This is a genomic window from Paraglaciecola sp., assembly GCF_039943935.1.
Taxonomy (GTDB): Bacteria; Pseudomonadota; Gammaproteobacteria; order Enterobacterales; family Alteromonadaceae; genus Paraglaciecola.
The window spans coordinates 27452-42804 of record NZ_JBDUZQ010000005.1 but is presented as its reverse complement, the minus strand read 5'-3'; the positions used below and the strand labels follow the sequence as shown (position 1 = coordinate 42804).

6 protein-coding genes are annotated in these 15353 nt (G+C 37.5%); 2 read left to right on the top strand and 4 right to left on the bottom strand.

Annotated features, from left to right (window positions below):
* Positions 1-70: 70 nt before the first annotated feature.
* Positions 71-1645 carry a sugar porter family MFS transporter gene (locus ABJD71_RS03280; RefSeq protein WP_348164489.1) on the top strand — a complete coding sequence of 525 codons (1575 nt, stop codon included), beginning with the start codon at positions 71-73 and terminating at the stop codon, positions 1643-1645.
* A 576-nt stretch (positions 1646-2221) separates the two neighbouring features.
* On the opposite strand, the gene ABJD71_RS03275 is transcribed toward ABJD71_RS03280, so the two are convergent.
* On the bottom strand, positions 2222-5665 hold the full coding sequence (locus tag ABJD71_RS03275) for a hypothetical protein (RefSeq protein WP_348164486.1): 3444 nt from the start codon (positions 5663-5665) through the stop codon (positions 2222-2224).
* A gap of 669 nt (positions 5666-6334) precedes the next feature.
* Between ABJD71_RS03275 and ABJD71_RS03270 the strand changes: the two genes are divergently transcribed.
* Positions 6335-8146, top strand: a complete 1812-nt coding sequence (locus tag ABJD71_RS03270; RefSeq protein WP_348164483.1) for a glycoside hydrolase family 3 protein — start codon at positions 6335-6337, stop codon at positions 8144-8146.
* 14 nt (positions 8147-8160) lie between these two features.
* On the opposite strand, the gene ABJD71_RS03265 is transcribed toward ABJD71_RS03270, so the two are convergent.
* The 3 genes from ABJD71_RS03265 to ABJD71_RS03255 all read right to left on the bottom strand — a co-directional run bounded on the left by ABJD71_RS03265 (position 8161) and on the right by ABJD71_RS03255 (position 15100).
* A complete protein-coding gene (locus ABJD71_RS03265) occupies positions 8161-13125 on the bottom strand; it encodes a PAS domain S-box protein (protein WP_348164480.1) in 4965 nt (1654 codons plus the stop codon).
* Between the two features lie 330 nt (positions 13126-13455).
* Positions 13456-14448, bottom strand: a complete 993-nt coding sequence (add, locus tag ABJD71_RS03260) for an adenosine deaminase (RefSeq protein ID WP_348164477.1) — start codon at positions 14446-14448, stop codon at positions 13456-13458.
* A 19-nt stretch (positions 14449-14467) separates the two neighbouring features.
* On the bottom strand, positions 14468-15100 hold the full coding sequence (locus ABJD71_RS03255) for a response regulator transcription factor (RefSeq protein WP_348164474.1): 633 nt from the start codon (positions 15098-15100) through the stop codon (positions 14468-14470).
* Between the last annotated feature and the right edge of the window lie 253 nt (positions 15101-15353).

Here is a 15353-nt window from a genome sequence, read left to right as displayed (position 1 = left end):
AGCGTTGCCAACACTCCTAACGTTACAAGCTTTTAACAAACTAAATGACTCAAATTACAGGCAAATATCAATGAAACAAAACCAGCCTATTTCCATTGCTTACGTATTTTATGTATCTCTTATTGTTGCTTTAGGTGGCTTCTTAATGGGATTTGACGCCTCTGTAATATCTGGTGTCGTAAAGTTTATTGAAACTGAATTCAACTTATCAAAAATAGAGCTTGGCTGGGCGGTTGCTTCTTTATCATTAACAGCCACCTTTGCTATGATGACCGCAGGCCCTTTAAGTGACAAATTTGGTCGAAAAATCATCTTAAAATATGCGGCAGCATTATTTTTCATGTCAGCTATAGCATCAGCGTTTGCTCCTAATTTTCTAACTCTGGTTATTGCTCGAATGTTGGGTGGATTTGGTGTAGGAGCGGCTTTAATTATAGCACCAATGTATATAGCAGAAATAGGCCCAGCTAGGTATCGTGGGCGAATGGTTTCATTGAACCAACTTAATATTGTTCTAGGTATATCCGTTGCTTTCTTTACAAACTTTTTAATATTAAAAGCAACAGGCTGGGATAACCAACTCGTTGAAGCATTAAATCTAGAAGAATCAAATTGGCGTTGGATGCTAGGTATAGAGGCTATTCCGGCCCTACTTTATTTTATTTGTTTGTTTTTCGTTCCAGAAAGTCCTCGTTGGTTAATCATGAAAGGCAAGGATAATGAAGCATTAGTCACCCTGAAAAAAGCACTAGGTGAAAAAGAAGCTAATGTACAAATGGCCCAGATAAAATCAAGTCTATCATCGGATAAAAACATTAACAGTGGGTCTATTTTAGATCTCATAAAACCCTCAATGCGGTTAGTCATGGTGGTAGGTATTTCAATTGCTATATTGCAACAAATTACTGGTATAAATGCCGTATTTTTTTACGCTCCAATGATATTTGAACAAACAGGAATAGGAACAGATGCCTCTTTTATGCAAGCAATTTTAGTCGGTGTAACAAATGTAGTATTTACCTTAATTGCCATCGCGCTAATTGATAAAATTGGACGAAAGTTACTATTAGTCATAGGTGTATCAGGCATAGTTATTTGCATGTTTAGTTTGGCTTATCAATTTAATGCTGCCACCTATACATTAACCGCGCAGTCACTCGCACCACTTGCAACAACGGTAGATATATCGAGCTTGGAAGCGATTGTTGGCGTAACATTTACAAGTGATTTAACCTTTAAAGCAGCTTTACTAGAGTTGTTAGGTACCACCCAACTCGCTTCATATGAATCAAGTTTAGTGGCCGCAGCCATACAAATGAATGGTACTGTCATATTAGTGAGTATTTTAGGTTTTGTAGCCTGCTTTGCAGTGTCCCTTGGGCCTGTAATGTGGGTGTTATTTTCTGAGTTATTCCCAAACCGTATTCGAGGTATTGCAATTTCTTTCGTTGGGTTAATTAACTCAGGCGTAAGTTTTTTAGTGCAACTATTATTTCCTTGGGAACTCGCAAACCTTGGAGCGGCATTTACGTTCGCCTTCTACGGTGGATTTGCTTTAATTGGTCTTGGGATTATTCTTCGATTTTTACCTGAAACGAAAGGCAAATCATTAGAAGAACTAGAAACAATTTTAATTAAAAAATAAATATTAGGGCTTAAGTATAAAGCAGCCACAATAGTATCATAGCAATCAGGGGGTAGTTTACGTCCTGTTAAATGAACTGAATTGGTTACCACTAGACAACTACGTTTGTATAACAGAGGCAAAATGATGTCTAGCAGATTTGTAATAGATCAGGTTACTGAAAGTTACGCAAATGCCTGTATAATGAAGAGGTTGAGGTGAATGTTCTCAAAGCCCACAAACTTATAACTAAACTCAACCTAGTCATTATACAAAACTTTTTATACACGCCTCTTGCATAAACACAGTGAGCTAAACGAGAACTTCAGCTAAGTTTGTCCCTAATAGGCTTGGGCAAGTGATATCACCTACGTAAAAGCAAGTACACGCATAAAGGTGCTAATTACTGTTACAGATTTATACTCTCGCCGCATTAGTGATTTGCATATTGATAAACCTTTGACAACATAATTGGTGTGTATAACCAAAATGACAGCAAATAACTTCTGCCATCCTTCTAAAGAAAATCCTAGGAGTTGCCAACACACGCTCAGGCGTGATATTCAACTTTAGAGTCAGAAATTTAGTAAGACAAGGTTAACTTTCACCATACAGCTGGTTTGTACGCACAGTAACGTGTATCCGCTTAATTAACCCGCTGTGTAAAAATAATGCATTACTAAACTCAGAATCTAAGCTTAATTTTTCGTATTGAATAGTAGTTCCATCATGTACAGAAAGGGTTAGTTGCGGTTTCTCAGTCGTTAACTCATAAATTATTGGCACTTGGCACCAAGTAAAAGCCAAACTTTTTTGGGGGAGCAAAAACTGTTGCCAGTTTCCACTTACATCAAGATAACTGAAGCGCTGTGGTTCAGTAAGAAACTCTTTCAATCTTAACATTCTTGGAGAAAAGTTCACTTTGCCAGCTAAAACTTCAATACCTAACTCACCAAAGCGAGTCAATATTTCCTCTTTTACTTGGCCAGTCATGCCGGGTTGCTGGGCACCTGCGTGTTTGGGAGTATGCGAGTATGGATCGCAAGGAAAAGCGCCATACTCTAATGGTGTCTTATTAAACCCAATACCTTCTCTGATTTTATAATAGTGAGCGCCTAAGCGTTGCAAAACCTCAGAAGGTGCCCCTTGTGCCACAGCTTGATCATAGTTTTCTTTAACAGCAAGTAATAACTTAGACACCATATGCCAGTAAACGCTTCCAAGTCCTTCAAAGCCAAACATCCCCCCTGACCTGCCAGTAAAGGCACTATGGTTAAAAACTTCTTCATATATATTTTCTATATTCTGAATAGCATGGTTATCTAAACTAGTATAACGTGACCTAGCAACTTTGAGCTGGGCTATTAAATCTCCATTATTTTTAAGGTTCGCGTTAAAACGATAATGACCATGTATGTCTTGCATAACGATGCACTCATCATTTAAATCTAACATATCTAGTAACACTGTTGACGTGTTTACTTGTAGCTCTGAAAGTACATTCTTTTTTAAGAATGGAGTTTGTTCACGATCTGGGTACAACATAAAGGTTTTCTGATCTGGGCGATAAATGTCACTTTCAAATAGTTTATCGATAACGTCAGCTGCCTTATTGACTGCAATAGCCCCAGAGCTAAGTACTGCGACCTGCCCTTCTAGCATTGGATATAGGTTTCTTACTTTGGCAGAATCTTTTGACAGTTCCAGTAAGTTGTAAGAGTGATAGAGCCCATCATTACTTTGACTGGTTTCGATACTATGTTCAATAACCACTAAAGAACAACTCAATAATGCTTTTACCTTTTCAATATTGCATTCTATTTTATGGCTAAACCTTTGATTTTGATAAACTGCTTGACGGTAACGAGATGAAGCTTTACCTAACCCCTCTAAAATTTGAAAGCGTAGACTGCTAGATATCGCAACACCATTCAATTTTGGAGATAAGCTTGACAATATTTTACTAGATTCATGCAACCACAGAACAACTTCATAGGAGACGTTAATATCCCCTTGCTCTTTTTCTATTAAGCCTTGAAAAAAGCGTACATAACGACGTAGGTAATTCAACGTCACCATAGACAATCCTTGCCCTACAATGGCGTTGTTAGCATCATTCCACTCAGGTCTTTGGGTATTTAACCAAATGCCACCATCAACTACTAAATTTCCAAGTTTGCACAGCAAAGGCACAAGTAGTTTTTCAAGTAAATTAACTTGATAAACATCGCCACTTTCGTCCAGAATTAATTTACCATCAGAGCCTATTTCTTGGACTCTCTCATCAATAACTTGGGCCGCATATTCATCAAAGACAACCGTATTTTTAGCGTCATTTAAAATATTTTCAAATGCATTTATTCGGTATGGAACATTGGCGTAGCTAAATAAGTCTTGGCGTAGCCTTTCACTTAAACGTTCTGGATGAAACTTTTGGGACGCTTCAAGCATTTTCTGAAGATAAATAATTTGATGATCACCCCAGTATCCAATAAAACTCCATGGGTCTTCAGGCTCTTCAATCTCCCAATCTATTCCTTGTTTAGTTATTCTGTAAGGGTTATATCCATCAATAGTAGAGGCATTAACAAACTTAGAAATGACGTTTTCGATGAACGCTGGGTAACTAAAGGTTAATGCCTCCCAATTCTGAAAAATATCTCGCCAATTGCCTTGATAAGATAACAAAGCTCGCCCTTGATCATCCTTAAGTCTAATTTCAAACTGGTTCCAAGGTCTACTTGGATCACCATGACGTCGCCCAAACGTAATAGGCAAATATTCATTCGCTAGGCGCTGCAACTGCGGATCATTCTGTCTACTAATAGTTGCTTTAAAAGTTGTAAGATCAATATTATTTGGCCACTTTTCTAAAGCCTCAATATGTTTTTGATAAATAGAGCTATTAAAGGTTTTTACAGTAGCAATAAAATCAATGGTTGAAATAGAGTATTGATTATCAAACACTCCTCCTCTTAAATTATTGAACAAAGTATTAGCATAATGATGAACACTCACGTTCTCTTCATTTGTAACTTGAATGCCATCAGTTGACGCGATGATTCTCAATAAATTAGAAGAGCCTTTAGCTACAGACTCATCTATTAAACGGCTTAAATCGTGTGGTTTTTTGAGCAATTCAATTAAGCTTGTGATTTGACTTTGATTTTGCTCGACATTTGCCACTAACTGCCAATTTTTTATAGTTTTTGGCTTCAGAGTAAATTCAGCTTTTACGAAATAGGCTCCACGAATACCTCGCTTATGGGTTTCCGTTGCTATGTCCCTTCCTTCAATGAAACCCTTTAACTGCTCACTACTCAACAATATTTTTGGAGATTTCAAGCCAACTGAAAACACTGTATTAGCTTTCAAAGACTCACTAGGCGCAGCCCTATCCGTTATACCCGAGTACACAGTAAACATAGCTAAACCAGATGTTGGCTCTAGTTCTGTCCATTTATATGCATCTACTAGATTACTAGAAACACTTTGAGTTAGACGAGGCGTTCCCGCAGGTAAAATATTTTGCAACCCATCGAGTAACTCAATTGATAACGCTTTGTCTGATAAATTTTCAATTTCACAAATGCGACAAAATCCAAACTCTTCACTAGTTTGCCAGGTATAACGGAAGGTTAGCTGTAAATCGAAATTTATTTCTTCAAAACAAATTTTATCGCCTAGGGTGTTTTTATAAAGATTCTGTACCGTTTTAAACTGCCGATTAAAATCGATATTAAAAGGTTGCCATTGATACTCCCCCCCCCCCCTACTAACCCTAAAAAGCGTTTTAGGACCAGTATATGATGCGCTTTCATGTACTCTATCTACCGGCTCATAAGGAAACAAAGCCGTTTCTGGTGAGACTCGCCCAGCAGTTAACCCACCCGCCGAAGACACAAATAACCAATGATCACTATCCGAAACTAAACTGATAAAAAACGGATTCATTTTTTCAACATGGCGAATAGCATAATAGCGCTCTCCAGCCATATCTATAAACTCACCTGTGATGCTCGGCTCTTCTTGAGCAAACATTGTCATCGCCTCACTCTCTTAATTTAAAATAGGGTTAACTTACTCTTGCCCATCATTACTTTCCAAAACTTAATAAGTTAATGAAGGGTCGAGATATAAAATCTTATTTGCAGTACGCCAGTTTAAGTTTGTTGAATACAAAAGCGTGAAGGCTAGTTAATCATATAATTTACGCAATAAAAACAAGCCAAGGAGGACTGTAATCACGACCAAAAAGATTTAAAATTTAATTAAATCACCCCTATAAATTAGTCTTCAGCCACTTGCGAATGTAGAAAGATATTCTGCTTGTTGACCTATTCTTTAACGCTATTTTTCTTAGTGACAAATTTTCTTATAAAGCAGTTTCTCAAACTATAAAAATTTTACATTTAAAATATTAACGTTAACATTCAAGAAAACGTTTTCATGAAAGTTGTCCTATTGACCTTACATTGTGTTCATTTTGACTTATTTATATTGTGTAAATACCAAAGTAAAATATGGTTATAATGTTAATGAAAAGTATCAATAGTAATTTTAAATAATGAATTAATACCTAACACACTATCGAGTCCAAAACCTGTAATGCTTCAATATGACACTTCAAATACCCCATTATGCAATATAAAATCGGGTAAATTATTAGTTAGTATTCAACAGTTATCCCATCTACTTTCGAGATATTAGATGAAACGATCCAAGCAAACTTTACTCACAAATAAAGTAATTCAACAAAAAGTAAATACATTGTTGAGTAAAATGACCTTAGAGCAAAAAATAGGTCAAATGACGCAAGCCGAACGCATGTCATGTACACCAGAACAAGCTAGGCAATATCATATCGGCTCAATATTAAGCAGTGCAGGGTCTAGACCTGAAAACAACCACACAGAGGGTTGGGTTGCTATGAATGAGGCATACTGGCAAGCATCGAGCCAGGCTGATGAGAGTCATTTAGGCATCCCTACTTTATATGGCTTAGACGCGATACATGGTAATAACAACGTGACCGGCGCTACTGTGTTTCCTCATAATATTGGATTAGGCGCGGCCAATGATACTGACCTATTGCAAAAAATCGCGACAACCACAGCAAAAGAAGTGCTAGCAACTGGTGTTGACTGGAGTTTTGCTCCGAACCTAGCCATTGCCCGCGATACTCACTGGGGCCGTACCTATGAAAGCTATGCATCTAAACCTAAACCCGTGGGCAAGTTTGCAACCGAAATAGTGAAAGGTTTACAGGGAGACTTATCAGACGATCATATCATGGCATGTGCTAAGCACTGGGTGGGTGATGGTGGAGCCACTTACGGAATTGATCATGGTGATACAATTTTATCTTGGGAAGAAATACAAAAGACACACATCCCGCCTTTTGTAAAAGCTATCGATACTGGTGTATTGAGTATTATGGTGTCTTTTAGCAGCTGGAATGGCGACAAGTGTCATGGTCACAAGTTTTTATTAACAGACATATTAAAAGAAAAGTTAAGGTTTGAGGGGATTGTTATCTCTGATATGCAAGGCATTGATTACCTAGCAGATGATTTTTACTTAGCGGTAGCGATGGGGGTCAACGCAGGAATCGATATGTTCATGGTTCCTCGAAATTGGTCTATGTTTATCGACAATCTTATCAGCCACGTGCAGCTTGGAACTGTATCCATAGCCCGTATAGATGACGCTGTAAAACGTATACTGACGGTAAAATTTGCATTTGGCTTGTTTGATAAACCTAGCCCTGCAAATAGAAAATGGTCAAACCACTCATCTTTTGGTTCTTTTAAACATCGTGAAATTGCACGTAAAGCAGTACAAAAATCTCTAGTGTTATTAAAGAATGAAAATAAAACGTTACCTTTGGATAGACAAGCAAAAATACTGGTGGCTGGTAAAAATGCCCATGATTTAGGCCATCAATGTGGCGGGTTTACGATTAATTGGCAAGGGGTTTCTGGCAACGAGAGTATTCAAGGCGGAACATCAATATGGGAAGGAATATCGTCACTAGCTGAGTATGCTAGCCTAAGTAATAGTCAAGGAATGGACGCAAACCCAAAGCATCATGATTTTGCAATCGTTGTAGTAGGCGAAACGCCTTACTCTGAAGGCTTAGGTGATATTCGTAAAGATGACAAAAAAGTCATTGAATACGGCACTAAAATTAATGGGCAAGTCAAAGTTCTAGAAGCATATGGACATTCCCTAGAGTTAAGTGAGTTTCACCCCGAAGATATACTAACTATCAAAAATATTACTGACAGAGGCGTACCGGTCATAACAATACTTGTCTCAGGGCGACCTCTTATTGTTGATAAAGAGATGTCTCTGTCATCTGCTTTTGTCGCAGCATGGTTACCAGGCTCCGAAGGACAAGGCGTAGCGGACGTTCTGTTTGGCGACAAAGGTTTCCAAGGAAAACTGCCGTTCAATTGGCCTCAACATGATAGTAAAAAGCCTCTTTTCCCATATGGTTATGGGCTTAGATATAAATAGCATCGTGCTGCATGTTATGAATTCAGATGAGAGTAAATTACCCTTAACGTATTATTGAGAGACCTCTGCACTGTTGGCCAAGAAATAGCGATATTATCTACTAGCCCTTGTCTACAGTCCGCTTCAAGTCTATTCACAACATCAGTTAATGCGTCAGAGTTAACTTTGTTAGCGACTACATTGAGCTTACGAGCACCTCTTAGTATTTTTGTAATATCGTCCTCATCCACTGCGCTATCTGTATCTTCAATTCCTTGTTGCAATTCATCCATTAATTCTTTTAAAGCTACGGGTAATGCCTTGTCACTTTGATACTTTTGTAAGTAAGGCAGTAAATCAAACCATACATTCGGGTTACTAGGCATTTCAATGTTTGCAATAGCCGTATGTTTTACATTTTCAATGCTTGGCTGCTGTTCTGCGGCTTGTTGTAACTCTTCTTTATGAGCCGTTAACAATGCATCTTCTTGTTCGGCTAATTTAGCCTGATTGGTTTGCAACTGTTCTTGAGCGTCTTGTAACGCTTGCTCTTTATCATCTAGTTGAGCTTTACTACTACTTAACTCCTTTTCTAGTTTCTGTAATTGTCCGGTCAGCGCTTCATGATCGTTATGTTGCGCATGTAAACTTTGTTTACTCTGTGAATACTCTTGCTGCACGGCTTCTAACTCTTCTGTTAATTTAGCCTGCTTTTCTTCAAGAGATTGAATGCTTTGCTCACTGCCCTGCAAGTTCTTTTGTTGTTGATTTAATTGCTGCTGTAGCTTTTTCTCTTGTTGCTCTTGTAACGCCAACCTAGTCTCTAAAAAGTCGGCCTGTTGCTTAGCGGTATTTAACTCCAACTGCAAATTATGTTCAGCTGATTGTGTTTCATTCACTTGTAATTCTGCATCTTGTAATTGCTCTAAATTATGATGCAACTTGTGTTTTAGCTTATTATTTTGCTTTTCGGCTTCAACCAATGCTTGCTGTAATTGTTTCTTTTGTTGTTCAATTTCAGCATGATGCTTACGCCATTGGTCATCACTTCCTTGGATCATCTCACGTTGTTTTACGGCTCGACTTTCAACATCAGTCAATTCAACTGTCAATTGTTCTAACTTTTGTTGCTGTTCAATCCGCGCAAGCTTTTCAGCATCTGCTTGACGCTTGATATCATCTAAATTGACTTGAGTACTTTGCAATTGCTTACGTTTAGCTTCAACTTCATCTTTTAAAGCTTGTTGCTGCTGTTGCCACTCCTGATCACTTTGGGCAATGGCTTGCTGTTGCTCGTCACTGCGTTTTTCAACTTCTTGTAGCTCTTCTTGAAGCTTTTCAAACAGCGCTTGTTGCTGTTCTTTCTGCGCTTTCTCCGCTTCAGTTTGTTGCTTAGTTAACTGTAATTGTTTTTCGGTTTGTTGCAGTTGTTGCTGTTTAGCTTTTAGTTCTTGTTGAACTTTCTCTTGCTGTTGCTGCCACTCTGCATCACTTTTAGCCATTTGCTGCTGCTGTCCAGAGTTACGGGACTCCATTTCCACTAGTTCAGCTTTTAACTTGTCAAATAAAGCTTGTTGCTCCTTTTTCTCTTCATTAGTTTGCTTCTTGGCTTTTTTCAAATTTTGTTCGGTTTCTTGCAATAGTTGCTGCTTAGTTAGCAACTCGCGATTCATCTCTTGTTGCTGTTGTTGCCACTTTCGATCTCGCAACGTAATTTCTTGTTGTTGTTTTTGATTTTGCTGCTCCATTTCTTGCAGCTCAAGTTGCAATGTTTCGAATACTACTTGTTGTTGCTTTCTTTGAGCTTTTTCTGCTTCACTTTGCTGCTTTGCTTGATGTAAATACTGCTCTGTCTCTTGAAGTTGCTTTTGCTTAGCCTCTAGTTCTTGTTGTACTTTATGTTGCTTACTAAGCCATTGTTGTTCAATTGTAACCATTTCTTCTTGCTGTATTTGACTTCGACCTTCCATTTCGGCCAACTCACCTTGCAACTGATTAAATCGCTCTTGCTGTTTCTCTCTAGCTTGTCTTTCTTGAACAGCTGTTCGCTTAGTCTCATTTAGTTTTTCCTGAGTTTGCTGTAACGTCTGTTGTTTAAGGGCCAGTTCTTGAGTAAGCTGATGTTGTTGTTTTTCCATGTCCCCTTTTTGCTGGTTTGACATTTCTTCAAATTTTAACATTTCGTTTTGTAGGTGCTCAACGTGGCGCACTTTATTACTTAATTCAGATTGCGCCATTTTATAGGTTTGCTCAATATTTCGTCTTTGCTTTTGAGCCTCTTCACTAGCCTTTCGCTGGTTCATTAATTGTCGACGTAGTTTATTACTCGCATCACCAGAACGATTTAACTCAGATTGCAATGAAGTAATCTGACTACCAACCTCTGTAATTTGTTTGTCTTTTACATCAATAGATTGTTGTAACTCTACTATTTCAGAAGCAAAATCTTTCATTTTTGCTTGTTGGATCAATTGCTGTTGTTGCAATTCTTCACTATTTCGCTCACTTGCTAAGAGTTCTTCTTGTGCCGTTTTAAACTTCCTTTCACTATTTTGTAATGCGTCAGAAATTTGATTTCTTTGCTCTTGTAAACCATTTACTTGCTCTGTGGACTCTTTCAATTGAGTGGTTAATTCAGAGTTGGCAATTTGAACTCGGTTTAATTCTTCGCGGCTAGAGCTATAGTCTTGCTGCAACTCCTGCAAATGATTAGTAATACTTTCATGAGCTTGTTGTAAATCGCTGTATTCACTTTGTTTTTCTGATAAGTGCTCTTGAGCAACTTGTAGTTTACTTTCTGTATCCACCAAGCTACGAGTTTTGGTTGCTAGTTGTTTTTGGCTAGACTCAAACAACTTTTGTTTTTCCGCTGCTTGCTGAGCTGCTGCTTGCTGTTGGCTTATTGCTTCTATTCTAGCTTGGTCTGCCTGCTGAATCTCACGAAAATCTGCCCATATACACAAGATAGAATCGAAATTTTTACCTTTATACATAGGCACATAAGTAACATGACAAGGCAAAAGCTCTTGATTAACTTGATGCTGCCATGGCATAGATTTAGCTTGGCCATCTAGTTTCACTTTAGTGATATGACGTTCTAATTCTTGGCTAGCGTCTTGATCAATATTTAAATCATCAGCGTAAGGTGAACTACCTAGTAAATCATGTTCATCCTGTATATCGAAAAAATTACAAGCGGCCGGATTAAGCTGGGTAAAGCCTCGGTCACCCAGTATAGCCATTGGCATACTGCTATGTTGTAATAGCCCATCGAACTTGTCTTGATGAAACTGCTCACCGGTTCGATCAGAAATCCAACACAAGTATTCTTGGCGATCCTTATTTAACAAATCAACGTGTAACTCACTAGGATGCAACTCTCCTTTTTTACCTTTTAGCTTGGCCTGAAAAGCTCTTAAACGTCCAGTTTTTTGAATTTGTTTTGCAGCATTTCCAGCATTACTAGGATCAGAAAACAACTGATACAAAGTATCTTTTTTAAGCTCTCTCTCACTTAGCCCCAAACGGTCTGTCATCGCAATATTAGCCTGAATTATCCTATCTTCAGCGTCTATTGTTGCTACAGCAGAAGGAGCTAAATCTAAAATAGTAGTAAAATGCTTTCTCTCTTGAATGAGTTCCTCTTTGACTTGCTTAAGTTCAGTTAGCTCCTGTAGCATACACACCACGCCAGCCCGATTATGCTGGTCATCTGAAAAAACTTTAAGTTTGAGTTTTAAGCTGTGCACTGCACCGCTTTCAAAGGAAATCTGAAACTCTTTCTCGTGGCCAACATTAGGGCTGCCAAAATTTGTACCTGTATCACTATGCAATTTAACTATGTCATCAGGTAATTCAGATATGATATCTACTTCTTTGTTAATTATAGACTTTAACTTTAAGGTAAATAATTTCTCAAATGGCGCATTGCAATCTTCAAACTTATTTCCTTCATCTAAAACATATACAGGATTAGGGTTACTATGAATCAATGTTTTAATTTTTTGTTGGCTAGCTTGTACTTGAGCTTTCGACTTTTCTATTTCAGATAAATCATAAACGATACAATCAAAGAGACTGCTATTACCCACTTTGTCTTTTTTACGACATAAACCAACTAGCCTAACAGGCAAAACCCTAGTAGGCTTTTTATCAATGGGCTCATTACCTAAGTGCAGAGCTTGGGATGTTTCAATAATTGATATACCTAGATAAAGATTTAATGATTCTTCTTTTTTAGCATTATCTAACGCCTGCTCCCATTTAAAGAGATCTTTCTTATCTATCATTGCGCTGAAGTCTTTCAGCTCACCTTCAAAATCACTCTCACGCTGCAACAAGTTGGCAAATATTGCATCAACAGAAAAATGCTTAGCATCCAAGTCAAGACTCAACTGCCCAAGGCCATTTTTATTAAGCGCGTTCTCGAAATAACCTAACTGCTCTTTTTGAATATCCAATTGAGTTTGGAAATTGCTGATATCTGTGAGAGAAACAACATTAGTAATGCCATTAATATTATCTATATGTTGAGAAAAACCGACTTGCAGATGACGTTTACTGTTAGCAACATAAGTTTGGTAATGGCTATACTTAGGTGAAGAAAGCCCCTGAGTAATTGTGGGTTGCTCTTCTGGTTTGAAAAAATCAAATACAGGTTTATTAGTTAACTTTTGTTGATTACTTCCTAGTAAAAAAGCCGCAACAGTATTTGCAAAAATAACTTCACCAGAAGCGTTAAGATGTAACATGCCAACTTTAAAGTCTGTCAGTAACGCTTGTTTTGCAGCCATTTCTGCATTATGACGAGCTAATATTTTGCGCAATTGCGAGAATCTAAATTTGGATATTAGTAGAATTACTACAAGGATCCCAAATATAGAAGCTCCAACGATTAGCCCCAAATCTATATTCTCTGCACTTTGCTCTAGAATTTTTTGTCCCACTGCAAGGCTTGAGTTACTTACTAGCAGTAAACTTAAACAAATATTTTTAATCAACTTAGTTGGCCTAATTTGGGGCGGGATAGCGCCAATTTGAAATAGGAATTTTAAGTAGAATATAGCAATATGTTTAGTGAAAACATGTAAGGGTAGACATAAAGGTATTAACTAAAATACCTAAATAAAGCAGTTTAATGTTTGATGTAACAATTTAACTACTGAGTAAATAAATACTCATTGAACATTTTTTAAAAACTTGTGTTAAAACATAAAACTATTGTTGGTTTCCAATGTTATGACTCACCATAAAATAGGTAACTATCAAAAATAAGCAAACTACTAAGTTTGCTATAACATACTTTACCGACAGATAAACAGCAGCACTGCTTAATTAAAAGGTAATAAATTTTCCTTAAGTGCTTTAGATGCAAAAGAAGCCGTTATTCCATTAATTTGAACTAGGTCTAACTGGGCAGCTGACAAACCAACAATATCCCTAGCGACTTGATATTCATTGACAATTTCGATACCTGACACGCCAGGGTCATCAGTATTTAGAGTAGTAATTAATCCGCGTTCTAAAAACATTTTAATGGGATGGTTAGCCGTATCAATACAGGCACCAGTTTGATAGTTGGACGTTAAACAACACTCGACTGCGATGTCATTTTTCAACATGTAATCCATAAGCTTGTTATCTTGGGCAGCTGCAACACCGTGCCCTATTCTCGTGGCCCCTAAATAATTAATTGCCTGCCATATACTATCTGGTCCATCTGCCTCACCGGCATGTACAGTGATTTGCCAAGCGGCATCTCGAGCTAAACTAAAATGCGCTTCAAAGTCTTTAGCTGGAAACCCTTTTTCGTCTCCCGCTAAATCTAAAGCGCACAAATGTTGTTTATATTTGAGCAAGGATGTTAACTCTAGTTTACATTGTTCAACACCATAGCTTCGACTTAATATACCAATTAATTGGACCGGTATATTTAGTTTTGTACTTGCGTCTTTAGCTCCAGCAATGACAGCCTCAATAACCGCTTCCATGGATAGATTATGATGTCTAGCCATAAAACTGGGAGAAAAGCGAAGTTCGACATAATTTAAACCAATAGATTTAGCATCTTCTACATTTTCATAAGCGACTCGGTAACATGCTTGCTCTGATGCCAATACCGAAACGCCTAATTCCATCTTAGCTAAAAATGCCAATAAGTCAGTGACATTACTATGGTTAAACGCCTTGATAGAAAACTCTTGAAAGGAGGAGTAAGGAAGGTCAATAGAAAACTCACGTGCCAATTGCCAAATAGTAGACAGACGAATGTTACCGTCTAAATGTCGGTGTAAATCCGTTAAAGGTAAAGAATGGTTAATCACTTTCTATCGCTATATGGGGCTATTCGATGTCTAGCTCTTTTAGCAAAAGAACCGCTTGGGTACGTGTTTTCACCCCTAACTTTTTAAATATGGCGCTGATATGAGCTTTTACTGTAGCTTCTGTTATATCTAAATCAGCGGCAATTTGTTTATTTAATAAACCGTCTTGTAATAATTTTATAACCTTAAATTGTTTAGGGGTAAGCCCTGCAACCAAATTTGCCACATTGACGGTAGCTACATTTTCTGCACTAAGTTGTTCATATCCTTCTGGTAACCAAATTTCACCTTTCAGAATTTGTTTTAATGCTTCAGCAATAATACTAGTAGGAGTAGCTTTTGATATAAAGCCTTTAGCGCCTAAGTTCATAACCTTACTTACAACTTGCGATGAATCGCTTGCGGAAATAACGGCAACGGGTATATTTGGGAAGTCTTCTAATACTCTAATCAGTCCAAAAAAACTGTCACATCCAGGCATATTTAAGTCTAACAAAACTAAATCAAACCCCTTACTCTTCTTTAGAGCAGAAATAGTAGATTCTAACGAGTCAGCTTGTTTAATTTCAAGGTCACCAAATAGCGGCGACAAAGCACCAACCAAAGCTTCTCGAAATAACGGATGATCATCTGCAATTAAAAATGTAGTCATTCATTTAACCTTGTTTTTGTAATTCCTGCGAAGTTCATAGTTTGCAAATACGGTGGCTTGATATCCATATTAGAATACTAACAATAAGTACTTGTGAACAGACCAAAACATATATCCATGTTCAAATTCACGACTATTTATTAATAAACTAACTATTTAATATCGTCCGGATAACGATAATCATTAATTACATCGAATGTCTTGTTTTAATTAACTTTTATTCTAATAACCAAATTATTTGGATCAATGGAAA